Consider the following 24,926-nt stretch of genomic DNA (forward strand, 5'->3'; position numbering starts at 1 on the left):
CTTTTATTCTCCTACCGCAAATGCAGAACCAACTTCCGCATCAAAAGGCAATTCTAAGATTCCTTTTTTAGCAGGTGCATTTGGTAAACGTAATTCTTTTGCTGAACAAATCATTCCAAAACTTTCTTCCCCACGTAAAACCCCTGGCCAAATCATTAAACCATCAGGCATCATTGCGCCTGGTTTGGCCACAACTACTTTTTGTCCTGCTTTGATATTCGGTGCGCCACAAACAATTTGTAAGATTTCGCCGTTGTCTACTTCTGTTTGTGTGATAGATAAATGATCTGAATCTGGGTGTTTTTTACATGATTTGACAAAGCCGACCACAATTTTAGGGGTGTCGTCTTTTTCATGGGTTTCTGAAAATCCCGCATCTTTAATCGCTGTATTGACTTTTTCGATTTGTTCGTCTGTTAAAGTCACTTGGCCAGTGCCATTAATGTCACCTAGAAGCGCTGAAGCATTAAAAATATTCCAAGCTACCACTGTTTCTGGCGCCTCAACTAAACTTACACGTGCCACATCGCCGACACGTTTTACTTGGTTTTCCGCCCCTTGATCGTCCGCAACGATGACAAGTAAGACATCGCCAACGTGTTCTTTGTTATATGCAAAAATCATTTCTGTTCCTCCTCTGTCGTTTTCCTGTCTTATCTTATCAAAAATTAACCCATTGTGCATACTTTTTTGTCGAAAAACTAAAAGACTTGGAAAATATGTCGCTATGACTTATTCTCCAAGTCCTCAATTTTGAGTGACAAGCCGCTGATCCTTTGAAAAAACAAAAGAAACGTTAGGTCAACTCTCTATTCAATCAATAACTTTTTTTGCTTATTTTTCTTCAGAGTGAACAATTAAGACATCGCAAGGTGCTTGACGAATAATGTAGCTACTGACGCTTCCCATGACCACACGTTCGACTGCGTTTAATCCTGATTGTCCCACCATAATTAAATCAACATTGTATTTTTCAGGTAATTCATGACTCATGACTTCTTTGGGTGAACCAAACATGGTAACTGTTTCAACATTATGAAAATCAACGCTTTCAGCATACTTTTTACAATCGGCCATTAATTCTTCCGCAGCGGCTGTTTCTTGATCAATTAATTGATCATTTAACGTCGAATACCCCATCATTGTATACACTTGATTTTCTAAAATATTTGCAACAATGACTCGGCTTCCGTTTCGACGAGCAACCTCAATTGCACGTTCATAAGCTAAATTGGCTTGATCACTACCGTCTACGCCGACAAGAATATTTTTATACATTTGTTCTTCCATTTTCGTCACCTTCCCGATGGAGGCTGATCTAAAAGGCTTCTTTGACTAAGAAACTAGAGTCAAAAATGAATTTAGGACCCTTACGCAGAACGCCCTTTTGTCCAGCTGATTCTCTCTTAATTTAATGGTTCCTCTGGTTCATGAAAATTAGCCTAAGCTAGTTAAAAATGCACTGATTTCTTCTTTTGTTTTTCGATCTTTATTTACTAAGCGTCCTAACTCTTGACCGTTTTCAATTACGACAAAACTCGGAATACCAAAAATATTCCACTCGGCAGCCACGTCAATAAACTGATCACGGTCAACTTCGATAAATTGAAACGCTGGAAATGCTTCTTCAATTTCAGGCATGACTGGTTTAATGAAACGACAGTCTCCGCACCAATCAGCAGTAAAGAAGAAAACATTTTTACCTTTTTCAACATAAGTTGCTAGTTCTTCTAATGAATTGGGATAAATCATTTAAACATCCTCTACTTTCCGTAAACAATTGTATTAACTGTTGATTTATCCAAGCCACGTAATGCTTGTAACAACATTTCCCGCGCTGCTTCATAATCCGCAATACTAAACATTGTTTGATGCGTATGGATGTAACGACCACAAACGCCGATGACTGTACTTGGTACACCATTATTAGTTGTGTGCGCTGCCCCAGCATCCGTTCCGCCTTTAGAAACAAAATATTGATACGGAATATTGTGTGTCGCAGCTGTATCTAATAAATATTCACGTAAGCGAGGCAATGTGATCAAACCTGGGTCGAAAATCCGTAATAACGTTCCTTCACCTAAATGACCATATGTCCCTTTTTTCGTGTGAATATCATCTGCCGCTGAACAATCCACCGCAAAGAAGATATCTGGATTAAATTTATGAACAGATGGTTTAGAACCACGTAAACCAACTTCTTCTTGTACGTTTGCTCCAGCAATTAATGTGTGGCCTAATTCTTCATTTTGTAACGTTTCCAATGCATCTAATACCAACGTACAACCATAGCGGTTATCCCATGATTTACTGATAATATTTTTGCCATTGGCTGTTTTAATCGTTTCTGTTTGTGGAACAATGGAATCCCCTGGACGAACGCCAAAGCTTTCAGCTTCTTCTTTTGAAGAGAATCCTGCATCAAATAACACATCAGAGACTTCTAATTGTTTTTGACCACTCGTACCACGCAACAAGTGTGGCGGAATAGATGAAGAAATACATGGATAGTTCCCTTTACTTGTTTTTAACGTAAAACGTTGTGCTGAAACAACATAGGGATTCCAGCCACCTAAAGGAACTACTTGGAATAAACCATTATCGTTAATTTGAGTTAACATGAAGCCAACTTCGTCCATGTGGGCTGCTACCATTACGCGTGGCGCTGCTTCCACTTTTGAACGTTTAATCCCAAAAATACCACCTAAACCATCATATTGGACATCGTCCACTAATGGGGTGATATGTTCTTTCATGTACGCGCGAATGTCGTCTTCAAATCCGCTGGTTCCTTGTAATTCAGTTAATTCCTTGATTCGTTGAAATGTTTTTTCTTCCATAGATGTATGTCCTATTGCTTTTGATTTGTTGGAAATTACGCCAACCAAGCGTCACTTTTTCTCTAAAAAGTCACTTTATCCTGTCGATAAAAATAGGTACTCCTTTCATATGATTTCACTCTTATTATAACGCAAATACTAGAAAATGCACATCGCTTTCTCTTTTTAAACGTGACAATGAGAATGCTCTAAAAGAATGATTGAAAAACTTTTTTTATTTCTCAGCGGCCCCTTCTCTATGGTAAAATAAGAGTGATACTGACAAAAGTAATAGTAAGCAGAAACCGACCAAGGGAGGTCATACAAATGAACGAAGAAAATGAGTTGACATACTTTAAAGGCGGCTTAGCGCTAGGCGTTGGTCTTGGTTTAGTAGGCGGCATTGCCTCAACCTTGTTCTACCATAAGAAAAAAACAATCTCCGCTGATCTCGTCTTAGAAAATGTAAAAGCTGCTTTTTTAAAAGAAGGACCGATTGAAGGTTCGTGGATTGAGTTTGAGAAAAAGCCCTTGCGGAAATTCGCCATCCACTCCAAAACATATACTGGAGGAATTTGCCGCATTGAAGACGACGGCATTGTTCAATACGAATTCACTGCAGATGCCTACACAGGAACTGTCATTGACATCCAACGATTAAAAGATTAAAAAGATTGTTACAAAAGCACTTATTTGCTTTTGTAACAATCTTTTTTTCTTCTCATTTGTTTTTTGTAAAAGGGATGTTTATTTTATGTCAAAAAAATCAAATCAATGATGAATAAATACTCAAAAATCGAATGTTTTCTGTATGGAAATCACCTCAAATCTTTACTTATCAACGTTTGTCCACTTTTTTCATAAAAAAGATTAGACATTTTTTAAAAATTGATAAAAGAATAATCATTTCTAACGATTTTTTAATTTCTCCTTTTCATTTTTACATTATACTGAGAGTATTGCTAAAAATGAAAAGGAGCGTGTCAAATGAAGAAATCTGTTTTATTTACTTCATTACTTGTATTATCAAGCTTAGCTTTAGCGGCCTGCGGCGGTGGCAGTGACGATAAAGGAGCAAGCAACGGCGGCAGCGACAACCAAGTATACACAATGGTTGAATCCCAAGAAATGCCTAGTGCCGATCCGTCCCTTGCGACAGATGAAGTGAGTTTTACCACTTTAAATAATGTCTACGAAGGAATCTATCGTTTAGATAAAGACAACAAACCCGCGCCTGCTGGTGCAGCCGAAAAAGCGACTGTTTCAGAAGACGGTTTAGTTTACAAAGTCAAATTACGTGAAGAATCAAAATGGTCTGATGGCAAACCAGTTACTGCTGCAGATTACGTTTATGGTTGGCAACGAACAGTGGACCCTGCCACTGCTTCAGAATATGCCTACATGTTTGAACCAGTAAAAAATGCTGAAAAAATTTCTAAAGGGGAACTACCTAAAGAAGAATTGGGCATTAAAGCAATCAATGATCATGAATTAGAAATCACCTTAGAAACAGCAACACCATATTTTGACGATTTATTGGCTTTCCCTTCTTTCTTGCCGCAACGTCAAGATATCGTTGAACGTTTTGGTAAAGATTATACAAAGAGTAGCGATAAAGCAGTCTACAATGGTCCGTTTACGCTAACTGAGTTTGATGGTCCCGGAACAGATACTAAATGGTCTCTAACTAAAAATGAAGAATATTGGGACAAAGAGACTGTCAAGTTAGATAAAGTCGCTATCAACGTGGTGAAAGAAGCCCCAACTGCCTTAAATCTTTATGAAACTGGTGAAGTGGATGATACGTATTTATCTGGCGAACTGGCCCAACAAATGCAAAACTCGCCTGACTTGGTCCAATTAAAAGCCGCTTCTTCTTTCTATTTAGAAATGAATCAAGCAGATGAAAAATCACCATTGACCAACGCAAACTTACGTCGTGCTATGTCTTATGCCATCGATCGCGATTCATTAGCTAAAAACATTTTAGCCAATGGCTCTCTTCCTTCACAAGGCTTCGTCCCTGTGGATGTCGCGAAATCACCAAAAACGGGTGAAGACTTTGTTAAAGAAGCCGGCAGCGACAAATTAGTCAAATACGACAAGAAAAAAGCTGTGGAATACTGGAACAAAGCGAAACAAGAACTTGGTGTTTCCAACTTAACGGTTGATTTAATGGTAGACGACTCTGAAGGCGCTAAAAAAATGGGCGAATATCTTCAAGGATCACTATCTGATACTTTGGAAGGCTTAAAAGTAACTGTGACGCCTGTCCCTATGGCTGTTCGCTTAGATCGTACCTTAAAAGGGGATTTCCAAATCGCTGTTCGTGGTTGGAGTGCCGACTATTCAGACCCAATTAACTTCTTAGATTTATTAGAAAGCTCAACTTCTAATAACCGTGGACGTTACAGCAATCCTGAATACGATAAATTCATTGCTGCGTCCAAAACCACAGATGTTAACGATCCTGAAAAACGCTGGGAAGATTTAATCAACGCTGAAAAAACAGTAATTGCTGATATGGGTGTTGTGCCAATTTACCAAAAAGCAGAATCACACTTACGTGCACCAAACGTGAAAGAAATTATTTATCATCCAACAGGTGCTAAATACGACTTCAAGTGGGCGTATAAAGAATAATCACTCGATTAAATTTAGAAAAAGATTTGGAACAATAGCGATTTTGGCTATTGTTCCAAATCTTTTTTATATAATCCCGATTAAAGAACCTAACAACCCAAAAATCACAGTAAAAATAATTAAAGCAATCGGCGTGCGTCCTTTTTTCAACATAATAAAACAAAACAGCGTAAACACTAACGGTAATAAATTGGGCATGATTGTATCAAACAATTGTGTTTGAAGGTCTAACTTAGTATCTTTCAAGCGAAAAACAAAAGTTGTCGTTAATTGTACACTCTTCGGAATCAACGCGCCCACCACGGAAATTCCTACAATTGTTGCTGAACGAGATAATTTTTTGGTACTTTCGCTTAAGACCGAAATTGCTTTGACACCCATTTTATAACCTAGATTAATTAACCCAATTTTGGCAGCCATATACGGAATATTAAATAACAACAAGAAAACAATTGGTCCTAAGATATTGCCTTCTAATGATAGTTGTGAACCAATCGCTGCTGCAATCGGCAAAACGGTTAAATAAAATAGCGCATCCCCAATTCCGCCTAACGGGCCCATCAACGCTGTTTTAATCGCTTGAATGGATTTTGGTGATTCTTTTGACTCTTCCATTGCAATAATCACACCATGCATGAACGTCACCAATTGTGGATTCGTGTTCATAAATTGTAAATGATTTTCCAAAGAAAGAGCTAAGTCTTCTTTATCACGATGAATCTTTTTCAATCCTGGAATTAATGAGTAGGTCCAGCCGCCTGCTTGCATTCTTTCATAATTAAATGAAGATTGTAGCAGATACGAACGGAACATTATTTTTTTTAACTCTTTTTTTGTTATTACTTTTTCGGATATCGTATCATTATATGTTTCTTCAGATGCCATCTTCTTCAAACCCTCCATTATTATTTGATGCAGTGACTGTATTATTTCTTTGTGCGTAAAATTCATATAAAGCAATTGCGACAGCTAAACCTGCAACCGCTAATGTATCTAATCCTAGATAGGCAGCCATAACAAAACCAAAAATAAAGAACGGCGCGTAGGATGTTTCCCACATCGTTTTTAATAACATGGCGAAACCTACTGCTGGCATCATACCACCTGCAACGCTCAAGCCATGAATACTCCATTCGGGTAGAATAGAAATGAAACTAGATGCTTTATCAGCACCAAAGAAAATACATAAAAATACTACAAAAAAATAACAAATGAATAAAACGATTGGTAAAAAACTAGACATTCTTTCGATGCCTCTTGTATCTGCTTTTTTTGCATAAGCATCAAATTTATGCATAATTGGTGACATCGCTGTATATAACAAGGTAATTAACGCTTGCGCTGCAACTGCGAAAGGAACAGCCAACCCTACGGTCACTTGTGGGTCAGATTTTGTGATAATTGCTAACGCTGTTCCAATAACTCCCCCAATTACTACGTTGGGTGGTTGCGCACCGCCGATTGCTACTGCACCAATCCAAACTAACTCTAGCGTTGCCCCAGTGATTAACCCTGTGTTGACATCTCCCAATACTAAACCAACAATCAGCCCTGTAACAATCGGACGATGAATATGTGTCTGTAAGACAAGCTTATCAACCCCTGCTATCCCAGCCCAAATTCCTACCAAAATTGCCTGTACTAACATTTTTTTCCTCCTATTAGACTTCGTCTACTTTTTATAAACTGTTTCACCATTTACTAAGGTTTCTAGCACTTCGTATTTCTCATCAATAATTGTAAAATTACCTAAAAGCCCTAGTTTGATTTCTCCCATAGATTCGTTCACATTCAACAAACGAGCTGGATTTTTCGTGACTGAATTAATTGCAATCACTTCTGGAAGTAATGCTTTTTCAACAAGGTTGCGAACCATATTATTTAAATGGTTCGTACTTCCAGCTAACTTGCCATTGGCTAAACGAACCACATTTTGTTCATCAATAACCATTTCGATCCCTTTTTCTGGTTTTGGATAAACGCCTGGTTGACATCCTTTGGCCCAGATAGAATCTGTCACAGCAATTAAATAGTCCTTGCCTTTTAGTTTGGCTAACACACGTACTAATGAATAATCAACATGTACCCCATCAGCAATAATTTCAGCAAACGTTTCTTCACTATCCAAAGCAGCAACTACTGCGGTTGGTTTCCGGTGACTGATATCTTCCATTCCATTAAACGTATGGGTAAAACTTTTTGCACCTGCTTCGACAGCTGCCATTGCTTGTTCATAGGTTGCAGCCGTATGGCCAATTGAAATGACTACATCATGTTCATGACAATATGTAGTCAAGGCATTCTCTACATCATTTTCTGGTGCCAACGTCATTAATTTTATGTGCCCTTTTGCTAACTCTTGCCATTTTTTAAATGTCTCAACGGATGGTTTTACTAATAACTCTGGATTATGAGAGCCACGAAATTCTTCAGAAATCATTGGTCCTTCCGCATGAATCCCTAAGATTTGTGCCCCGTTGGTTCCTTGGTCTTCCTCAATAAATGAACCAATCACTTCAAATGAATGTTCCAAGTCTTTTGGAAATGTGGTTGACGTTGTTGGTAAAAAAGCTGTAATCCCTTCTTCTGGAAGGTAAGCTTGCCACTCTTTGATAAATTCATGATTGGCATGATTGGCATCCCCACCATGCCAACCATGATCATGAATATCAATAAATCCTGGAAGAATGCGATTTTCTCCGTATTCTTTGTCGACAGCTTTTTCATTGTACGGTAGAATTGCAACAATTCGTTGTTCTGACACTTCAACTTGAGCTGGTTGAAATTGTTCGTTAATCCATACGTTTTTACTTTGAATAATCATTCTTCCCACTTCTTCTCTTCAAAATTATTGTCCAACATTACTTTTTTATGAAAATAATGCATCTAAACTTTCTTCTGGCGTTGACGGTACACGTTGAATCGAAAGTTTAACACCTAATTCTTGTAGCTTTTTAAAGGCGTCTACATCTGTTTTATTAACCGCAACAGCGGTAGCTACTTGTTTTTTGCCTTCTTCCATATGCATATTACCAATGTTTAATTTTTCGATTGGCACACCACCTTCTACCAAGCGCAATGCATCAACAGGATTATCAACTAACAGAAAAATCTTTTGTCTTTCTGAGGCTTTATGAATGACCTCAATCGTTTTCTTAATGGAGAAAAAACGGGTTTGTACTTCTGCAGGGGCCGCCATGTTTAACAATTGTTGGCGCATTGTATCCTCAGAAATTGCATCATTTGCGACTAAAATTAAGTTGGCGCCTAAAGAACCGTTCCATTGTGTTGCGACTTGACCATGAATCAAGCGATTATCAATTCTTGTTAATAAAATATTCGGCATAGTGCTTCCTCCTCTTTTCTAATTGGTTAGATTCCGTCTGCTTCTTCTTGAGTAGTTGCTTGTGGTTGTTCTAGTTTTTTATGAACAATCCCGTCTCTGGCTGAATCTGTGACCATTGAAACAAAATCTTCTACGTTCGTGCTGATTGTGCGTAATGCAAGCCCTTCAAGAACCATCGGTAAATTTGTTCCTGCTAGCACTTCGACATTTGGATAATTACTTGCGACAGTCATTGAAATTCTAAACGGTGTGCCCCCTAAAAGATCATTTAAAATGACCACTGCTGGACACGTCTCCAGCATAGAGTCAACGGCTTTACGAATATTTGACTCTAGTTCATCAAGCCCTGTTTCGTTGAAAAAAGGGACTGCCTGAACGTTTGCTTGCTCTCCTGCAATCATACTAACTGATTGATGCATTCCAGTTGAAAATTCCCCATGCCCCGTTAAAATAAGACCTATCATTTATTCTTTCTCCCCTAACTATTTACTGAGCTTACTATATATTGGATAAGCAGAACTTATTCCTCAAAGAGTGTAACAATTCTTGTGACAATTGAGTATGCTTTCCCATAATTTTGGACGATGATTTCTATTTAAGAACATGTCCCTATACAGATACAAGGCGTCCCAACTTAAATATGCTTTTGAAAAAATACTCGACTACAACCGTTAACCCAAACGAGCCAACAAATGTACCCATATACAACACAAGAATAACCAAGCTGACTGGTTGATTGGTTAAAAACGGATGGACCAGTTTCAAGACCACTTGAAAAACAAAAACATTCGCTAAATAACTGCGATACGCATAAGTGGCTATCCATTTAACCATTGGTAAAAGACGAATCTTTTTGGCTATTCCTTGTGTTCCCAAATAAAAAACCAACCCGATAATCAGTAAACTATAGGCACTTTGAAGAAGATCCAAATAAGGTAGATCGTTCGGTGTCATCTGTGTTCCATCAAATAAATTCCCTTGGACTGCCTGCCAAAAAATAAAAAGAAATAACAAAAATAGCGCCACCCTCGTCTTTTTTAAGAAAGTAAAAATTGCCCCTTGATACTTCGCTGCGATGACCCCGAAAATACCATAAATGAGATAACTAAGCCCTGAACGATCTATTAAGTACCAAAGAGAAGTTTCTGCATATGGAAAAATCATTTTCTGGTACCAGAAGCACCAAAGGATATGCGCACCGATTGTAAAAAAGACAATTGGTAAAATCACTTTTTTGTTTTTTGTAATTCTGGTTGCCAACCAAATAAAATACGGCATAAATAATTGGAATTGCAACATCATTACGGCATACCATAGATGTGCCGCGCCATCACCACTGAGAACTTTTCCTAGAAATCCTAGGGGCGTTTCATAGGGCATTCGTTGTTGTAAACTAGGAAAAGCATATAGATAGAGACTGGACCATACCACATAAGGAAGCACCAATTCATAAAATTTTTCCTTTAAAAATTCAAGATACGATTCAGCTTGACTCTTTAACACCATGTTGTAAATAATTGCAAAAATAAACATGGGTGCCGAATATTTAGACATTCGGTAAAAACTACCGATTGAATTCATTGCTTCCGTTTGCGGAGAATGTATCAACACGTATGATAAAACCGTTTGTAAAATAACTGATGCTACAGCGAAAACTTTAAAAAAATCGCTGATATTCAGATTTATTGGTTGTTCTTTACTCATGTACGTCCTCTTTCTTTCAATAATTTAGCGTGTAAGTAAGCGCTCAGATTAAGAACTTACTCACACGCTATTCACGCTTCTTTGATTTACATTGCTAGCGATTCATAATTGGCTAACAAGATGCCGCGTTCTTCAATCGCTTCTTTGACTTCTTGAGACGTTAATATTTCCACTTCACGAATTCGAGGCATACAATACCCTGATTGCTTTTGTAAAATAGTATCGATAAACGCAGGATGACAATTGATTTCAAAGACCTCTCCTTCACTACAAACAACCATATCAAGCAATTGCAAGATGGTTTCAGTTGAAATCGCCTTGTCATAAAATTGGTACAACATTTCATCTGGCGTGCGAACATCCTGATATAACTCTAAATAGTCTTTTGTTTCAATACTTCTTGAAGCGTTACGTAAAGGTAATTGATATTTGCGAGCAAGTGCCAAAGCTACGCCTAATAACTTTTTATTTTTTCCGTGAACGTTATGATGAGAATCAATATGATCAGGGCGTCTGCCACTTTTCATAAATGAAATAATTTGAGCATCCCATTCGTTATAAACCTCTTCTAAATTGACTTTTTCTTCAAAAATCGATTGATGCCAAAAATAACCAGCTTCATCTACTAAGGAAGGAACCATTTCTCGAGGTAAAATAGGTTTTGCTTGGTTCAATGTCAATGTTAAATGGACACCAATAGCTAAAGTCGGTGCACTGATTCGAGCACTCTCCATGGCCTCTAAAAAATAAGGAGAAGTTGGTAATGCGGTTGTTGAAGTAACCACGCCACGTTTGTGTGCTTCAATGATTCCTTGCGTTACCGCTGGCGTGTAACCAAAATCATCAGCGTTGATAATTAATTTTTTATTGCTCATTTTTCCCCACTCTCTCTTCTGTTTCATGAATTTTTAGTTGTTTCTCTATTGATTGTAGCTAAGTGACGCCTTTTTTTATAGCTAGTTTTCTGATTGAGTGCTATAATCTACAAATAAGACCATGTCCCTAAAAAAGGACATTACGTTCACAAATGACAGGAGGGATCAGCATGCTGTTTTTAACCTATGATCCACAATTAAATCCAACAGAATTAGAGATTTACAAGTATATTAGCCACAATATTGAAAAAGTTCCTTATATGACAATTCGAGAATTAGCAGATGAAATTCATTTCAGTAAAACGGCAATCTGGCGTTTTTGTCAAAAATTCGAGTGTGAAGGCTATACAGATTTTAAATTTAAATTGAAGAATTATCTAAGCGAACGAAAAAAAACAGCCCAACCAAAATCTTTAGATGAAACAATGCTGATTCATTTTTTGCAACGCTCATCAGAAGAATTATTAGAAGGACGGATTGTTCAAGCTGCGGAATTGCTGGCAAAAAAAGAATTTGTTCTTTTTATTGGCGAAGGAACGTCCAAAGTCCTAGCTGAATTTGGTGAAATTTATTTTTCCAGTATCTACAATTTATCTGCTTCTGTATCCCACCTTTTTTCCCATCCCGTTAGCAAATTATCCGAAGAAACGGCTAAAAAAGTGGGTGTTATCGCCTTATCAGTTTCGGGTGAAACACAAAAAGTTCGGCAAAATATTGATTATTTTATCGAAATGGGGATTGATGTAATTGCTATTACAAATAGTGAAAAAAGCACGATTGCTCAACTTTCAACAGTCACGATCCCCTACTATATAACAACCGAGAAAAGTTCCATTGCAGACGTAACGTCCCAACTACCTGCACTATTCTTAATAGAAAAGTTGGCGAAAACTGTTTCAACGATGTTAAATGAGTGTCCATAATCACTGCAAAAAAAGGAAGGAACTAGCCATTCGTTTTGCTAGTTCCTTCCTTTTTAATTCTTCTATACTTATTTATACTGACACGTTTCTAAATGATCATTCACCAATCCCGCCGCCTGTAAAAAGGAATAGACTGTCGTGGCACCTAAAAATTTAAATCCTCGTTTTTTTAACGCTCGACTAATCTGTTGCGATAATTCCGTGGAGGCTGGAACCTCTTCTGGGTGCTGCCAGTGATTAACGATTGGTTGCTGATCGACAAAGTTCCAGAGGTAGCGATCAAAGGAGCCAAATTCTGCCTGAATTTCTTGAAAAACTTGCGCATTCGTAATGGTCGCTTGAATTTTTAAACGATGACGAATCACACCAGGATTTGCTAGTAAAGCTAAAATTTTTTCCTCATCATATCGCGCAATTTTCCGATAATCAAACGCATCATAAGCTGCTCTAAGCGTTTCTCGTTTATTCAAAATAATCGCCCAGCTTAAGCCCGCTTGCATACTTTCCAAGGTCAATAACTCAAATAACTGTTGCTCTTCATGAACTGGACGTCCCCATTCATCATCATGATAGGCTTGCATCTCTTCAGTTGTATCCGTTGCCCAAGTACATCGCTCCATTGTCCTGCCTCCTTTTATTTGCTAAAAAAGATGCGAACAAAGGGTACTGCCTGTTGTTCCACACCTTTTCTTATTCCTAATAAAATGCCCAGAAGTTTAACGCTTCATTCATCACTTCTTCGGCTGTAAATGTCCGTTTTGAATGGCCCTTTTCTTCTGAATCGTTTGGATCATTAATCCAGAAATCGCCTTTTTCATCCACACCACTCATCACCATAATGTGACCAGTTGTAGTGAAATAGCCCGGTTTTACAGAAATAATGACTGGATGACCTTCCTTCAAGAAAGCTGCCACTGTTTCAATATCCCCAATTTCTTGACAGTTATAGCCTTTCATTTCAGCATATGCACTAAAAATAGACCACGCCGTCCCTTGTCCTTCCATAAAGAAGTCATTTTTTGCCCAAGCTAACACATCCAGAGGGGTAACTTCTTGGTGATCCATGTATGAACCAACCATTGCAAGCGACACAATCGCACAGCCATTAATTTCGATTGTATTCGGCTTATCCACATTGCCAAATCCGTATGCGGTGTCTTTCCATTTAGCATCTGTCTGCAATTCTAACGGCAAATCCAGATGTCCATTATATTGCTTCTTTTCAATTTCTTGATTGACCTGTTGTCCATAGCTTAAAGGTTTGACTTTTTTCTCAATTTTAACTGGTGCTGGTTCTTTTGTTTTACTTGATTCAGCACTAGCTTTGACATATGAATCATCAAACCAACTTGAAAACCCACCTGATTTCATCGGCGAAAACTGCGCTAACAACCCGCCAAAGCCAAACGATACCAACAACACCGTGAGAACTTTTTTTTGGTAACCTGATGGTTTTTTTGACATACTATTCATCCTTTTCTATCTATTGACTACATCCGATAATCTTATGTATTTCTTATATGCTCACACATTATACTACTTTCTTTTTCGAAAAACAGAAACGTTGGTAAATTCTCATAATTATTGAAGGCGAACATATTTTCTTGAATTTTATCACAAAATTAGGTAAAATACAGGTAATTAGTCATTTGAGTTTTATTCTATTTTATTCGTAAAGGAGGCAGAAGAATGGATCAACATAAAGCTACCATCAAGAGCATTTCTAAACTGATTACGCTCTCTTCCCAACATTTCTTTTCGGCATTTTTAGAAGATTCTCAAGATCAAAAGAATAAAGAAAAGGAACGCAGTGCGCTTTTACAAGAGCTCCAAGTCGCTGCCGCCCAAAAATCCTTAGTGGTCTTACAATTGAAAGAAGTCCCTACAGCGCATAAATTCGAAACGGTGATCGGCTGGATTGTCTCAAAAAATATTTCGGACAATATCGTTGTTCGTTTACAAACGGATGAACAACAGTTGCGCATGATTCCTGTTGCTTCTGTCATGAAAGTCAGCACGTTAGCCAATCGTCACCAACGTCAAATTCACTAGAATATTGAAGTCTTTATAAAATAAATGGAAACCACCAACCCTGGCGATTGCAGGTTGGTGGTTTTTTTATTTATGACTTTAGTCAAAATCCCATGAAACTTCTGACTTAGGACTCAACTTATTTCTTAGGAACAAATAATTGCGGTGCTACTTTTGCCAATAAGCCTAGAACTAGACTTACATACAAACAATTGACGACGGTACTCGTACCGTTTAGTACAAAAGAATAGAGGTATGGGCTCATCCCTTCTGGTGCATACATGCCCCAAACCAATACGCCCGCCCAAAAATGCCAAAACCAACGGGCGAAGACTGCGACAACACTTCCTAAAATAATTGTACGAATGGCTGATTTTAAGCGATTCGCTTGAAAATACAGTTGAATTTTTCTAGCGAATACGCCACCCATTCCTCCAAACGCAAAAGCAAAGGGATATTCAAAAATAATCTGTGGAACGGACAAGAAATTTTTCATGGCTGTACCGAGAATAATATTTAACATGCCCCAAACAAAGCCTGCTGCAACTCCAGGAAGCAACCCACGACGAAACGAATAAAGAACTAATGGGACCATTCCCAACGATAGGTCCAAGCCACTATTGGCAAATTCAATCGGTAAAAAAGAGAGGGCCATTGCCATTGCTGCGACGACTGTTCCTTCTACCCAAATACGTAAATCCATTTTTCTAGCCAAACAAATTTCCTCCTATGTTCTGACGCTCTCAACCACTAATACATCGTTATTTTACCATAGGGACTTTAGAAAAACACGTTTGTCGAACAAGCAAAAAATAGCTGGACCAACGTTTAAGGGAATCAGCTCCTACTCAAACGCATGCCAGCTACTTTTTATCCATTAATCGTCCCGCTCAGTTGTCAAAATTTTACCAGAATGAGCATCGATTTTTACCTCTATTTTTTGTTGCCCTTCTTTCACTTTCACTTCCCAATAGGTGATTCCTAATTCTTTCTCTAACTTCCAATCTGTTGCCTGGCCGACTTTCGCTTCTTTTTCAGCCAAGGTTGTGGCTTGTTCTCTGGAAATGATATTTGTTAAATCAAGTGCCTCTTCTTGCATTTTAACGCCATTTTGTTCATCGGCATCCAAGGTTTCGACTTTTTCTTTTGTGAATTCGCCTGTCTCTGCGTTCACTTCAACTTGATATTCTTTTTGCTGATCCACGCCTTCTATTTCATAAAAATAACGTCCAAAATCTGTATCTAACTGCAGACTTGTTATTTTAGCTTCTGGATATTTTTTCTCAAATGCTGTCGTTACTTTTTCTAAAGAGACAGCTACCGCGCTTGTCTTCTCTGATGTCGTCGTTGCTTCTTGTTGTACGGATGAACTTATTTCACTAGTTGATATTGCTGTTTCTTTTTGTTCATTTGTTGATGAAACAGCAGTAGGCGTTTTGGGTGTACAGCCAGCTACCAAAAAGAGTGCCAAGCCAGTCAGAGCGCCATAGAGTATTTTTTTCATTAAACAACCTTCTTTCCTTTTTATCATTTTATTATACTTGATTTCTCATTCAAATCATAGCTACAAAAAGAGCCCTACTTTAGTTGATAAAGTTAGAGCTCTCTCAGCCTTCATGGGCTAACATAAAAATTTCACCGAAATCATTCTCTTGTTCAATGTGCCAAATGCGTTTTTCACTATTATAGACAAGCGTTGCCAAAATTTCTTCTTTTTGGTAAGAGGTATTTTTCATCTTGCTAAGTGAATCTTCCACCAAGTAAATAGGAATCCGATATTCTTCTTTATCCACTTCCGTTTGTTGGAAGCAAAAAATAACACCTTCTTGCAAGATACCTTTCATATTTTTAAGTAATTCAGGACTTAATTTTTCGACAGGCGTATTTCGTTTAAAGAAGGCCTTTTTCTGATTCACTTTTTCTAAAACAACACGTGTAATTTTATCAGCAAAGATTCGATAAAATTCATCAATATAACGATAATAGACACGCGTCATCTGATCTGCAAATTCAAAAAAGACAAAATCATTTTGTAGCTTATAAAAGAAAGGCGAATGCAAACTATTCTTCATGTGTCCAAAATAAAGAAGTTCCGAAATTTCTAATGGCGTTAGCTCTTTTAGCATCGTCACATCGGAAAAGTCAATCCATTTAATTTCTTCAGTCATCCAACGACGTTGTAGCGATTGAAAATAGCGATTGACGCTTTCTTCTCCACGAATAATTTTCAAACCTGAATGCATATCGTATTCGCCAGCTTCGGCAGAAGGATCTAATAATAGTAAGTTCTGTGGATGATGCACAATTGAACGAACAAAATCGGAATGGGTAATTCCTTTAGATAAAACCGCATTGCTGGTTACATCTATATGTACATAAATTAAATCAAGCAAATTCCCATCTCCCCTCTACTAGCCTCCTTACCATTTTACAATATTTTCAAAAGAAAAGCTTGTTTCTTTTACTTTAAAATTCCATTACAAAATGAGGATTTTTTTGAAAAATCAATCGGTTCAGTTGTTTTTTATTAAATCAAGGTCCAGCTAGCTTACCTATTCCCCAAAGAAAATAAATAGGTTTTTCAAATAAATTGTGGTAAACTTGATACATTAAAAGGAGGGAGAATATGCGCCCAAAAGAGAAAAAAAGAGGAAAAAATTGGTTAATCAACAGCTTATTAGTTTTACTATTTATCATTGGCTTGGCCTTAATTTTTAACAATCAGATACGTAGTTGGGTGGTTCAACAAAATAGCCGCTCGTACGCCGTTAGCAAGTTGAAACCAGCTGATGTGAAGAAAAATATGGCTCGTGAAACAACGTTTGACTTTGATTCAGTTGAGTCCTTGAGCACAGAAGCGGTGATGAAAGCCCAATTTGAAAACAAAAACTTACCTGTGATTGGTGCCATTGCGATACCAAGTGTCGAAATTAATTTGCCTATTTTTAAAGGATTGTCAAATGTCGCTTTATTAACTGGTGCGGGAACCATGAAAGAAGATCAAGTCATGGGGAAAAACAATTATGCCTTGGCTAGTCATCGAACGGAAGATGGCGTTTCCTTATTTTCACCTTTAGAAAGAACCAAAAAAGACGAACTCATTTATATCACTGATTTATCTACTGTTTATACATACAAAATAACTTCTGTAGAAAAAATCGAACCAACCCGTGTTGAGTTAATTGATGACGTTCCTGGTCAAAATATGATTACCTTAATTACCTGTGGCGATTTACAAGCAACGACGCGAATTGCTGTTCAAGGAACATTAGCAGCAACGACGCCTATTAAAGACGCCAACGACGATATGTTGAAGGCTTTCCAATTGGAGCAAAAAACTTTAGCCGATTGGGTGGCTTAATAAAAAAATCCTTGAAAAGTTTTGACACTTTTCAAGGATTTTTTGCTTTATTTCATCACTTGGCGTTCTTGCTGTTTCAAACGAGCAAAACCATAACGGATACCTGCAAATAATAAAACTAACGGAGATAAGAAAACAGAGATCATTAACCATTCACTTGTATACATACTACTAAAAGATAAATGATACGTGACAGCATACACTAGCGGCAGACTCATTATCAACAATAAATAATACAAACTCAATTCAAAAACATAGGATAAATAACTACTGTTCATCTTACTTCCCTCCTGTCTCTTTTTCCCTGAACAATTTGTTAACACTATTGTACCAAGGGGAAACAGAAAGTACTATCGGACTATAGTCCTAATCTTTCAGCTGTGCTTTTATTTTTTTCAACCATTCTGAGGTACCTGCTTCCACTAAGCGGTAAGTTTCCTCAAAATCACCAGTATAATAAGGATCAGGTACGTCCATGGTTTCTTTACCAGCCACAACTTCCATAAATAAATGAATCCTCCGTTGCTCTTCTTGAGGAGCTAATGCTTTTAAATCTGCCACATTATTCGCATCCATCCCAATGATATAGTCATATTTTTTAAAATCACTTGGCTGAATTTGTGTCGCCCGCATTCCTTGATAGGAAATTCCTTGTTGCTCCAAAATTTTTCTGGTTCCCTTATGTGGCTGACTGCCAACTTCCCAGTGACTAGTAGCTGCTGAAAATACTTGAATAGTCGATTCTAAACCAGCTTGTTGGACTTTCTGACGAAAAATCGCTTCTGCCATTGGCGAACGACAAATATTGCCTAAACAAACAAATAACACAGTTACCACAACGTTTCACTCCTTCATAAAACTTTTTATCCTTCACACATTACTCATTGGCTTCTTGTTCATACAAATGATAAGCCATAAATTCTGTATCTTTCGCTAAACGGAATAATTGCGTCGCCATTTCCAAAGGAGTCTGAGGATATTCCTCAAGAATCCATTTCGTTAAGACGCCGCTACATCCATAGGAAAAGAAATTCGCATAAAATTGTTTGTCTTTATCTGTTAAATGGTTCTCAACATCGACTTGTTCAAATAATGAAATAAATAAGCGATTGGTCGAAGCGGAAAAAACATTAAGAAGAACTTCTGAATCTGAGGTCACCGTTGTATAGTAAAAATGACTCTTCTCTTTAATCGCTTTTAATAACTTCAGGGCTTGTTCCTCCCAGTTTTCCAAACAAATATCTGTTTCTAAGTAAATCAATGCATCGTGACGATAAATCCAACGTAATAAATCATATTTATCTGTAAAGTGATAATAAAATGTTTGACGATTCAAGCCCACTTTTTTGGTAATATCTTGGACACTTATTTTACGAAAATCCTTTTGTTCACATAATTCTATTAAAGCTGAAGCGATTGCTTGTTTTGTATCGTGCGTTCCGCTCATGCTGATTCCTCCGCTCCTAATATGTATATACCTCTATAATTGCAAAAAAACGGCCAGATTACAATATTTTCAGATACATTTTATGCATATATTTAAAATTAAATGAATAAAAAAAGCGGCAACTAACGATTTTTGTTAGTTACCACTCCTTGTTATCAATTATTAATAGATGACTATTTAGCCTGGAAAACGCCATACAACAGCGCGGAATCCTGCTGGTGGTGCTGGTGACCAGTTAGAGTTAGAAGAAACATAACCAGAACCTCCTGGGTTGTTCGCTTCAACGATTTGGACACTTCCACCACTTACACCTGTAACTAAGACAGTATGCACGCCACCAATCCAGCTATCTGGACTATAGGCACTTTCATATTGAACAACATCGCCTGGTTGTACGTTACTCCAGCTAACTTGTGTTGCGCCAGAAGCAACATAGCCACTGTTTGGACCACCATAACCGAAGTTAATACCGCCTGCCGCTAACCAGCGACGAACAGATACTAAACATTCACCTGGTTGATTCCAACCTGTTGCATAAGAATTACCAACATCTGCTAAAGCTGCATTAATTGCGGCTTGTTTTCCTGAAGTCACGCCACCATTCCCTGGTTTTGCTTCATTACCTTTTTCAGGAGTCGTTGGGTTAGTTACAGGAACTTCTTTTTCTTTTTCAGGTGCTGCTGCCACAGGTGTTGTTACAACACTTTCTGTTTCAGTACTTGAAGTTGTTGTTTCTTGCGTTGTGGTACTTTCAGTAGTTGTTGATGATTCTACTGCTGGTGTTGCGGCTTTTTCTTCAGCGGCTGATGCTGCTGCCTCATTGGCTGCTTTTGTTGCTTTCGCTTGCTCTGCTGCCGCTTTTTGTGCTGCGGCTTGTGCTTGCGCTGCCGCTTGTTCTTCTGCTTTTTTAGCAGCTGCACGTTGGCGTGCTTGTTCTTCTGCTAAACGTTTTTCCGCTTCTTTTTTCTGTTTAATGAAGCCGTCTTTTTTCCCTTGTTCTTCAGAACGTTGTGCTTCTAAATCATTTTTAGCCACTTCTTGTTGGATCTTCAATGTTTTTAATGATTCTGTTTTGTCATTTAATTCTTTTGTTGCTGCTTCTAATTCAGCAATTTGTTTTTCTACATTCTTTGTTTTCTTTTCAACAGTCGCTTTGTCTTCTTTTTGTTGTTCTAGTAATTCATTGTTGGCGCTCATCATTGTTGAGACCGCTTGAACGCGACCAATTGCATCTGCTACTGAATCTGCATCTAAGACAGCATCAATAATTGAATCACTTTGACCATTCACTTGGACATCGCGTGCTTGTTTTGTCATTTGTACTTCACGTTTTTGAATACGGACATTCAAATCAGAAATTTCACTATATAATTTAGATACTTCTGATGATAGCTTGTTCTTTTTAGCTGTTAATGTATCGATTTGTTTGGCCGTTTCAACCATATCATTTTCAATAGCGGCAACTTTTGCTTCTGCATCTGACATTTGGCTAGTTAACGCATTAATTTTTTGATCTTGTTGTTGAATCTTTGTATCGTATTCATCTGCAAATGCTGCGGATGGCAACGCTACGCTTGTTAAGGTAATGGAACATACCATTAGAGCCGATAATACACTTTTCTTCAATCTGTTGTCCTCCGAAAATCCTTTTTTGTTAAGCTTTTTTATTATTTATTAAAATTTGAATAAATTTCTCTTTTTCAACGATAGAGCAATTGTAGCATAGCTGTATGTCACTGAGATAATATGGATGTTACAGTAATATTTCAATTTTCTTCTTGTAAATGACAAAAAAAAGCTTCACTTTTTTCACAACTTTCTTCAAGGCTCCAGGGTAAGCTTCTCATCGTTTTGTTATTTAAAGAAAATAAAAAAAGCGAAAAATGCTAACAAATGAGCATTTTTCGCAAACGAACAAAATTTTCAATTTTTATTTTACGGAAAACAGTTTTTTCAGTGGATAAGATAAAATAACATACCACACCATGTTCAATAGCAATGTAGGGCCCAACACACGTGTAATAAATAAAATCGGGCTGACATCCGCTAAATGAAAGGCCACTTGAATCAGTACCGCAATCAGTTCATACAACGTGGTAAAAATAACGATCCCAAAAAAACCAGTTAGTAAATTTGTTTGAATTACTTCTTTAAATGTATACATCAACATAACCGAAAGCGTCAGTGCGACTGTATAAATCCCGATAATGCCAATGTAGTAGCTATCGCAAATAAAGCCTAAAATTAACGAAGTAATTAATAAATAACGTTTAGAAAAATTAGGAACGGCAAACATAAACGCAAGTAATAGCAGATGAGAACTGGCGAAGTAAACATTACTTGTCCACGTTTCAAAAGACTTTGTTAAATGAGCGTCAATTAACATTAAGAAAAACAAGAGGATAGGTGTGACGTATTTTAAATACTCTTTCCGAATCATTCGCTTTCCCCTGCCGATCTTTTCACGACCGTCACAACGGAGATACCATAGACATCCGCATAAGGTTTCACATAGACTTCACGATCTAAACCAAAACTATCTGGTTTCACTTTAATAACTGTTCCTACCGCTAAATCGGCTGGTGAATTACCCCCTAAGCCAGAAGTCTGAACGACATCGCCTTCTTTCAGCGTGGCATCGCCAGTTAATTGTGACACAATTAATGCATTTGTCTTATTGTCGTAATTTTTAAGTAAACCAAACGATTCGCCATTTGCGGAAGTTACTCGCACAGGGAAATGGTTCGAGTTGACATTTTTAGACGTTAGTAGTTCCACTTTTGCAGTCGTTGCATTGACTTCAATGACACGCCCCACTAACCCTTTTTGCGCCATGACCGCCATGCCCGCTTCAATGCCGTCATTGGTTCCTTTATCGATAATTAATAAGTCTTGCCAAGTATCCGGCGAACGCGTAATGACATTCGCAGTTACTTTTTCATAGTTGGCCAACGTTTCGTTCAGATTCAATTCTTGTTTTAAACTATCAATTTCACGTTTATAGTTATTGTTTTGGACAGCTAATTCATTATAGCTATCAATTTTTTCTTTTAGACGTTCGTTTTCTTTAAACGTGTTAATTAAATTGCCCATTGAAGACAAGCCGTTTTCCACCACACGAGCTGGAAAAGAAATTACACGATCCACCATACTAACGCTATTATTGACGCCACCTTGAACGACATTGGTTTTGCCTTTTTCAGAACGTTGCGCAGCAGTTAAACTAATAATGGTTACTAAAATAATGACTAAAATTAAGGTAATGATTATATTTTTATTTGGATTAAATTTTTTCACAAAGACACCCCAGATATTCTTCAGACTGATAGTATTAATTTTACCACTAATTGACTATAAACAAAAGAGTTGGCGATCGTCTTTAGCTTTTTTTATCATTTCTTTTTTAGGGCTTGTTTTCAACGAAAAAACCAACGAAAAGAAAGGAAGCTTCCTTGGTTTTCGTTGGTTTAAAAAGAAATTATTTTTCTTTGTTTTCTTCGTTTAATAATGCTTTTCTTGACACGTTGACACGGCCTTGTTTGTCAATTTCAGTTACTTTGACAAGGACTTCGTCGCCTAATTTCACGACATCTTCAACGTTGTTCACACGTTCGTTTGCTAATTGAGAAATATGGATCAAGCCATCTTTGCCTTTAATTAGGTTAACAAACGCACCAAATTTTTCAATGCGGACAACTTTTGCTAAGTAAACTTGACCGACTTCGACTTCTTTGGTTAATTCTTCAATAATCTTGATGGCTTTTTTAATCATTTCAGCATCTGATGAAGCAATACTTACGTTACCGTCTTGATCGATATCAATCTTAACACCAGTTTCATCAATGATGCTGTTGATTGTTTCGCCACCTTTACCAATGACATCTTTAATTTTCGCTGGTTTAATTTGAATCATTTCAATTTTCGGTGCATATTGACTTAATTCTTCACGAGGGGCAGCAATCGTTGTTGTTAATTCTTCTAGAATTTCCATCCGTGCTTTCTTCGCTTGGTCTAATGCTTCCGTTAAAATTTGTTCTGTAATTCCTTGGATTTTGATGTCCATTTGTAAAGCAGTGATTCCGTCTTTCGTTCCTGCTACTTTAAAGTCCATATCGCCAAGGTGGTCTTCTAAACCTTGAATATCTGTTAAGATTGTATAGTTTTCGCCATCACTAACAAGACCCATTGCAATACCTGCAACTGGCGCTTTAATTGGCACACCCGCATCCATTAATGCTAATGTTCCCGCGCAAATACTTGCTTGTGAAGAAGAACCATTTGATTCTAACACTTCTGCTACTAAGCGGATTGTGTAAGGGAAGTCTTCTTCTGATGGAATAATTTGTGCTAAGGCACGTTCACCTAACGCACCGTGACCGATTTCACGACGACCTGGTGAGCCCGCGCGTCCTGTTGAACCAACAGAGAATTGTGGGAAGTTATAATGATGGATGAAACGTTTGCTATCTTGGACACCCAACCCATCGATAATTTGATGTTCCCCTAAAGGCGCTAATGTACAAACGGATAAAGCTTGTGTTTGACCCCGAGTAAATAAGCCAGAACCATGCACACGTGGTAAAATACTTACTTCTGATGATAAATGACGAATTTCGTCTAATTTACGGCCATCCGGGCGAATCTTATCGATCGTGATTAACTCACGTACAACATCTTTTTCAAGATCTTCCGCAATTTGTTTCACTTCTTTTAGTAATTGTGCTTCTTCTTCGTGTTCCGCAAATTTTTCAGCGTAAACTTCTTTGACTGTATCTTTTACTTTGTCAATTTCAACTTCACGTGCTAATTTTTCTTCCGTCATTACGGCTGTTTTCATTGTATTGTAGTACGCATCAAAAATTTCTTTTTTAAGATCAGCGTCCACTTGTAATAAGTCCACGTCCATCTTTGGTTTACCTACAGCGGCAACGATTTCTTCTTGGAACGCCACTAGTTCTTTGATGGCATCAAAACCGAAAAGTAAGGCACCTAACATATCTTCTTCTGATACTTCTTTGGCACCACTTTCAACCATGTTGATGGCTTCTTTTGTTCCAGCAACAGTTAATTCAATATCTGTTTGTTCTGCTTGTTCTACCGTTGGGTTTAAGACATATTCGCCATTAATACGACCAACGTCAACGCCAGCAATTGGTCCGTCAAATGGAATATCTGAAATTGCTAACGCTAAGGAAGACCCAAACATTGCAGCCATTTCTGGTGTACAATCTTGATCCACACTCATAACGATATTCGTGATTTGAACTTCGTTACGGAAGCCTTCTGAGAACATTGGACGAATAGGACGGTCGATTAAACGAGCGGTTAATGTCGCACGTTCACTTGGACGACCTTCACGTTTAATGAAGCCGCCAGGAATTTTTCCTACCGCATACATTTTTTCTTCATAGTTTACAGTTAATGGGAAAAAGTCTACATCTTTTGCTTCTTTAGAGGCAACAGCAGCACTTAAAACGACCGTATCGCCGTAACGTACTAAGACAGCTCCATTGGCTTGTTTGGCTAATTGGCCGATTTCTACTTCTAGTGGGCGGCCGCCCCAAGTTGTTTTAAAGACTTGTTTTTCTGTCATAATTCTTCTCCTTTACTCTTGCTCTTTGGAAAAGTCAGACGGCTACTAAACAAATGAAAAAGTAACAAGTCGTTGCTGCTCTTTCATTTGGTTAGTAGTTCCTAAAAACTTTCCAAAGAGGACCTTCAATAGTGACAATAAGATAAAAAGCGAGATTCTGATTGAACCTCGCTTTATACGTAAT

The 24,926-nt window shown here is 37.7% G+C and carries 28 protein-coding genes; 5 read left to right on the forward strand and 23 right to left on the reverse strand.

Translation table 11 applies throughout. The features are described from left to right. Nucleotides 1-3: 3 nt before the first annotated feature. The 4 genes from ytpR to pepA form a co-directional block, all read right to left on the reverse strand. Nucleotides 4-624: a YtpR family tRNA-binding protein gene (ytpR, locus tag IGL93_RS12005; protein WP_284954732.1), complete on the reverse strand. Its 621-nt coding sequence runs from the start codon at nt 622-624 to the stop codon at nt 4-6. A 210-nt stretch (nt 625-834) separates the two neighbouring features. Continuing rightward, a complete protein-coding gene (locus tag IGL93_RS12010; RefSeq protein ID WP_002385249.1) occupies nt 835-1,290 on the reverse strand; it encodes a universal stress protein in 456 nt (151 codons plus the stop codon). A gap of 147 nt (nt 1,291-1,437) precedes the next feature. Then, the gene (locus tag IGL93_RS12015) at nt 1,438-1,752 is read right to left on the reverse strand and encodes a thioredoxin family protein (protein ID WP_002355015.1); all 315 of its coding nucleotides are present in this window, start codon (nt 1,750-1,752) and stop codon (nt 1,438-1,440) included. A gap of 11 nt (nt 1,753-1,763) precedes the next feature. Then, the gene (gene pepA, locus IGL93_RS12020) at nt 1,764-2,840 is read right to left on the reverse strand and encodes a glutamyl aminopeptidase (RefSeq protein WP_002355013.1); all 1,077 of its coding nucleotides are present in this window, start codon (nt 2,838-2,840) and stop codon (nt 1,764-1,766) included. A 306-nt stretch (nt 2,841-3,146) separates the two neighbouring features. On the opposite strand from pepA, the gene IGL93_RS12025 reads away from it, so the two are divergent. Together IGL93_RS12025 and IGL93_RS12030 are read left to right on the forward strand one after the other, a co-directional pair. Beyond that, entirely contained in the window at nt 3,147-3,488 is a 342-nt protein-coding gene (locus IGL93_RS12025; RefSeq protein WP_002355012.1) for a PepSY domain-containing protein, read from the forward strand. A 318-nt stretch (nt 3,489-3,806) separates the two neighbouring features. Further along, nucleotides 3,807-5,462, forward strand: coding sequence for a peptide ABC transporter substrate-binding protein (locus tag IGL93_RS12030; RefSeq protein ID WP_002355011.1), 1,656 nt, complete (start codon nt 3,807-3,809; stop codon nt 5,460-5,462). A gap of 66 nt (nt 5,463-5,528) precedes the next feature. Here IGL93_RS12030 and IGL93_RS12035 read toward each other — a convergent pair whose 3' ends face one another. The 7 genes from IGL93_RS12035 to IGL93_RS12065 all read right to left on the reverse strand — a co-directional run bounded on the left by IGL93_RS12035 (nt 5,529) and on the right by IGL93_RS12065 (nt 11,414). Then, complete coding sequence (locus IGL93_RS12035; RefSeq protein ID WP_002396861.1) at nt 5,529-6,365, reverse strand: PTS system mannose/fructose/sorbose family transporter subunit IID; 837 nt, start codon at nt 6,363-6,365, stop codon at nt 5,529-5,531. Then, complete coding sequence (gene agaW, locus IGL93_RS12040; protein ID WP_010713739.1) at nt 6,337-7,110, reverse strand: PTS N-acetylgalactosamine transporter subunit IIC; 774 nt, start codon at nt 7,108-7,110, stop codon at nt 6,337-6,339. Before agaW ends, IGL93_RS12035 begins: the two co-directional genes overlap by 29 nt. Before the next feature lie 24 nt (nt 7,111-7,134). Next, nucleotides 7,135-8,286, reverse strand: coding sequence for an N-acetylglucosamine-6-phosphate deacetylase (gene nagA, locus IGL93_RS12045; RefSeq protein WP_002409180.1), 1,152 nt, complete (start codon nt 8,284-8,286; stop codon nt 7,135-7,137). Nucleotides 8,287-8,331: 45 nt separating this feature from the next. Next, complete coding sequence (gene agaV / locus IGL93_RS12050) at nt 8,332-8,808, reverse strand: PTS N-acetylgalactosamine transporter subunit IIB (protein ID WP_002355007.1); 477 nt, start codon at nt 8,806-8,808, stop codon at nt 8,332-8,334. A 26-nt stretch (nt 8,809-8,834) separates the two neighbouring features. Beyond that, nucleotides 8,835-9,272: a PTS sugar transporter subunit IIA gene (locus IGL93_RS12055; RefSeq protein ID WP_010713738.1), complete on the reverse strand. Its 438-nt coding sequence runs from the start codon at nt 9,270-9,272 to the stop codon at nt 8,835-8,837. Nucleotides 9,273-9,417: 145 nt separating this feature from the next. Continuing rightward, complete coding sequence (locus IGL93_RS12060) at nt 9,418-10,512, reverse strand: acyltransferase family protein (protein WP_010776162.1); 1,095 nt, start codon at nt 10,510-10,512, stop codon at nt 9,418-9,420. 86 nt (nt 10,513-10,598) lie between these two features. Next, nucleotides 10,599-11,414 (reverse strand): carbohydrate deacetylase, encoded by an 816-nt coding sequence (locus IGL93_RS12065; protein ID WP_016617012.1) that lies wholly within the window; start codon nt 11,412-11,414, stop codon nt 10,599-10,601. 143 nt (nt 11,415-11,557) lie between these two features. Here IGL93_RS12065 and IGL93_RS12070 point away from each other — a divergent pair, with 143 nt between their 5' ends. Beyond that, nucleotides 11,558-12,310 carry a MurR/RpiR family transcriptional regulator gene (locus tag IGL93_RS12070; RefSeq protein ID WP_002365331.1) on the forward strand — a complete coding sequence of 251 codons (753 nt, stop codon included), beginning with the start codon at nt 11,558-11,560 and terminating at the stop codon, nt 12,308-12,310. Nucleotides 12,311-12,378: 68 nt separating this feature from the next. Here IGL93_RS12070 and IGL93_RS12075 read toward each other — a convergent pair whose 3' ends face one another. Both IGL93_RS12075 and IGL93_RS12080 read right to left on the reverse strand, forming a co-directional pair. Continuing rightward, nucleotides 12,379-12,930: a DNA-3-methyladenine glycosylase I gene (locus IGL93_RS12075; protein ID WP_010713735.1), complete on the reverse strand. Its 552-nt coding sequence runs from the start codon at nt 12,928-12,930 to the stop codon at nt 12,379-12,381. Between the two features lie 76 nt (nt 12,931-13,006). Beyond that, a complete protein-coding gene (locus tag IGL93_RS12080) occupies nt 13,007-13,783 on the reverse strand; it encodes a peptidase C39 family protein (RefSeq protein ID WP_002355000.1) in 777 nt (258 codons plus the stop codon). 216 nt (nt 13,784-13,999) lie between these two features. On the opposite strand from IGL93_RS12080, the gene IGL93_RS12085 reads away from it, so the two are divergent. After that, a complete protein-coding gene (locus IGL93_RS12085; protein WP_002354999.1) occupies nt 14,000-14,362 on the forward strand; it encodes a hypothetical protein in 363 nt (120 codons plus the stop codon). A gap of 118 nt (nt 14,363-14,480) precedes the next feature. Here the strand turns inward: IGL93_RS12085 and thiT are convergent, their stop codons facing one another. From thiT to IGL93_RS12100, 3 genes are all read right to left on the reverse strand, one after another. Then, on the reverse strand, nt 14,481-15,056 hold the full coding sequence (gene thiT, locus IGL93_RS12090) for an energy-coupled thiamine transporter ThiT (RefSeq protein WP_002354998.1): 576 nt from the start codon (nt 15,054-15,056) through the stop codon (nt 14,481-14,483). 162 nt (nt 15,057-15,218) lie between these two features. Further along, nucleotides 15,219-15,872 (reverse strand): PepSY domain-containing protein, encoded by a 654-nt coding sequence (locus IGL93_RS12095; protein ID WP_016618475.1) that lies wholly within the window; start codon nt 15,870-15,872, stop codon nt 15,219-15,221. 76 nt (nt 15,873-15,948) lie between these two features. Further along, nucleotides 15,949-16,734, reverse strand: a complete 786-nt coding sequence (locus tag IGL93_RS12100) for a hypothetical protein (RefSeq protein WP_002354996.1) — start codon at nt 16,732-16,734, stop codon at nt 15,949-15,951. Nucleotides 16,735-16,967: 233 nt separating this feature from the next. Between IGL93_RS12100 and IGL93_RS12105 the strand changes: the two genes are divergently transcribed. Then, the gene (locus IGL93_RS12105) at nt 16,968-17,702 is read left to right on the forward strand and encodes a class A sortase (RefSeq protein ID WP_002354994.1); all 735 of its coding nucleotides are present in this window, start codon (nt 16,968-16,970) and stop codon (nt 17,700-17,702) included. Nucleotides 17,703-17,749: 47 nt separating this feature from the next. Here IGL93_RS12105 and IGL93_RS12110 read toward each other — a convergent pair whose 3' ends face one another. The 7 genes from IGL93_RS12110 to pnp all read right to left on the reverse strand — a co-directional run bounded on the left by IGL93_RS12110 (nt 17,750) and on the right by pnp (nt 24,742). Further along, the gene (locus tag IGL93_RS12110) at nt 17,750-17,980 is read right to left on the reverse strand and encodes a hypothetical protein (RefSeq protein WP_002385239.1); all 231 of its coding nucleotides are present in this window, start codon (nt 17,978-17,980) and stop codon (nt 17,750-17,752) included. A gap of 88 nt (nt 17,981-18,068) precedes the next feature. Next, nucleotides 18,069-18,539, reverse strand: a complete 471-nt coding sequence (locus IGL93_RS12115; protein ID WP_002378799.1) for a low molecular weight protein-tyrosine-phosphatase — start codon at nt 18,537-18,539, stop codon at nt 18,069-18,071. 40 nt (nt 18,540-18,579) lie between these two features. Next, complete coding sequence (locus tag IGL93_RS12120; RefSeq protein ID WP_002354991.1) at nt 18,580-19,149, reverse strand: TetR/AcrR family transcriptional regulator; 570 nt, start codon at nt 19,147-19,149, stop codon at nt 18,580-18,582. Between the two features lie 177 nt (nt 19,150-19,326). Beyond that, nucleotides 19,327-20,748, reverse strand: coding sequence for a CHAP domain-containing protein (locus IGL93_RS12125; RefSeq protein ID WP_025192717.1), 1,422 nt, complete (start codon nt 20,746-20,748; stop codon nt 19,327-19,329). A gap of 331 nt (nt 20,749-21,079) precedes the next feature. Beyond that, complete coding sequence (gene mreD, locus IGL93_RS12130) at nt 21,080-21,589, reverse strand: rod shape-determining protein MreD (RefSeq protein WP_002354987.1); 510 nt, start codon at nt 21,587-21,589, stop codon at nt 21,080-21,082. Then, a complete protein-coding gene (gene mreC, locus IGL93_RS12135; protein ID WP_002383273.1) occupies nt 21,586-22,446 on the reverse strand; it encodes a rod shape-determining protein MreC in 861 nt (286 codons plus the stop codon). The genes mreD and mreC overlap by 4 nt, the downstream gene beginning before the upstream one ends. Nucleotides 22,447-22,627: 181 nt before the next feature. Then, entirely contained in the window at nt 22,628-24,742 is a 2,115-nt protein-coding gene (gene pnp / locus IGL93_RS12140; protein ID WP_002367402.1) for a polyribonucleotide nucleotidyltransferase, read from the reverse strand. Nucleotides 24,743-24,926: the final 184 nt, after the last annotated feature.

The organism is Enterococcus sp. DIV1328a (assembly GCF_050536905.1).
Lineage (GTDB): Bacteria > Bacillota > Bacilli > Lactobacillales > Enterococcaceae > Enterococcus > Enterococcus faecalis.

What these genes read in the sequence shown, in the direction of transcription:
- ytpR (WP_284954732.1), bottom strand. Translation starts at nt 624, where the DNA reads ATGATTTTTGCATATAACAAAGAACACGTTGGCGATGTCTTACTTGTC.
- IGL93_RS12010 (WP_002385249.1), bottom strand. Translation starts at nt 1,290, where the DNA reads ATGGAAGAACAAATGTATAAAAATATTCTTGTCGGCGTAGACGGTAGT.
- IGL93_RS12015 (WP_002355015.1), bottom strand. Translation starts at nt 1,752, where the DNA reads ATGATTTATCCCAATTCATTAGAAGAACTAGCAACTTATGTTGAAAAA.
- pepA (WP_002355013.1), bottom strand. Translation starts at nt 2,840, where the DNA reads ATGGAAGAAAAAACATTTCAACGAATCAAGGAATTAACTGAATTACAA.
- IGL93_RS12025 (WP_002355012.1), top strand. Translation starts at nt 3,147, where the DNA reads ATGAACGAAGAAAATGAGTTGACATACTTTAAAGGCGGCTTAGCGCTA.
- IGL93_RS12030 (WP_002355011.1), top strand. Translation starts at nt 3,807, where the DNA reads ATGAAGAAATCTGTTTTATTTACTTCATTACTTGTATTATCAAGCTTA.
- IGL93_RS12035 (WP_002396861.1), bottom strand. Translation starts at nt 6,365, where the DNA reads ATGGAGGGTTTGAAGAAGATGGCATCTGAAGAAACATATAATGATACG.
- agaW (WP_010713739.1), bottom strand. Translation starts at nt 7,110, where the DNA reads ATGTTAGTACAGGCAATTTTGGTAGGAATTTGGGCTGGGATAGCAGGG.
- nagA (WP_002409180.1), bottom strand. Translation starts at nt 8,286, where the DNA reads ATGATTATTCAAAGTAAAAACGTATGGATTAACGAACAATTTCAACCA.
- agaV (WP_002355007.1), bottom strand. Translation starts at nt 8,808, where the DNA reads ATGCCGAATATTTTATTAACAAGAATTGATAATCGCTTGATTCATGGT.
- IGL93_RS12055 (WP_010713738.1), bottom strand. Translation starts at nt 9,272, where the DNA reads ATGATAGGTCTTATTTTAACGGGGCATGGGGAATTTTCAACTGGAATG.
- IGL93_RS12060 (WP_010776162.1), bottom strand. Translation starts at nt 10,512, where the DNA reads ATGAGTAAAGAACAACCAATAAATCTGAATATCAGCGATTTTTTTAAA.
- IGL93_RS12065 (WP_016617012.1), bottom strand. Translation starts at nt 11,414, where the DNA reads ATGAAACAGAAGAGAGAGTGGGGAAAAATGAGCAATAAAAAATTAATT.
- IGL93_RS12070 (WP_002365331.1), top strand. Translation starts at nt 11,558, where the DNA reads ATGCTGTTTTTAACCTATGATCCACAATTAAATCCAACAGAATTAGAG.
- IGL93_RS12075 (WP_010713735.1), bottom strand. Translation starts at nt 12,930, where the DNA reads ATGGAGCGATGTACTTGGGCAACGGATACAACTGAAGAGATGCAAGCC.
- IGL93_RS12080 (WP_002355000.1), bottom strand. Translation starts at nt 13,783, where the DNA reads ATGAATAGTATGTCAAAAAAACCATCAGGTTACCAAAAAAAAGTTCTC.
- IGL93_RS12085 (WP_002354999.1), top strand. Translation starts at nt 14,000, where the DNA reads ATGGATCAACATAAAGCTACCATCAAGAGCATTTCTAAACTGATTACG.
- IGL93_RS12095 (WP_016618475.1), bottom strand. Translation starts at nt 15,872, where the DNA reads ATGATAAAAAGGAAAGAAGGTTGTTTAATGAAAAAAATACTCTATGGC.
- IGL93_RS12105 (WP_002354994.1), top strand. Translation starts at nt 16,968, where the DNA reads ATGCGCCCAAAAGAGAAAAAAAGAGGAAAAAATTGGTTAATCAACAGC.
- IGL93_RS12110 (WP_002385239.1), bottom strand. Translation starts at nt 17,980, where the DNA reads ATGAACAGTAGTTATTTATCCTATGTTTTTGAATTGAGTTTGTATTAT.
- IGL93_RS12120 (WP_002354991.1), bottom strand. Translation starts at nt 19,149, where the DNA reads ATGAGCGGAACGCACGATACAAAACAAGCAATCGCTTCAGCTTTAATA.
- IGL93_RS12125 (WP_025192717.1), bottom strand. Translation starts at nt 20,748, where the DNA reads ATGGTATGTTCCATTACCTTAACAAGCGTAGCGTTGCCATCCGCAGCA.
- mreD (WP_002354987.1), bottom strand. Translation starts at nt 21,589, where the DNA reads ATGATTCGGAAAGAGTATTTAAAATACGTCACACCTATCCTCTTGTTT.
- pnp (WP_002367402.1), bottom strand. Translation starts at nt 24,742, where the DNA reads ATGACAGAAAAACAAGTCTTTAAAACAACTTGGGGCGGCCGCCCACTA.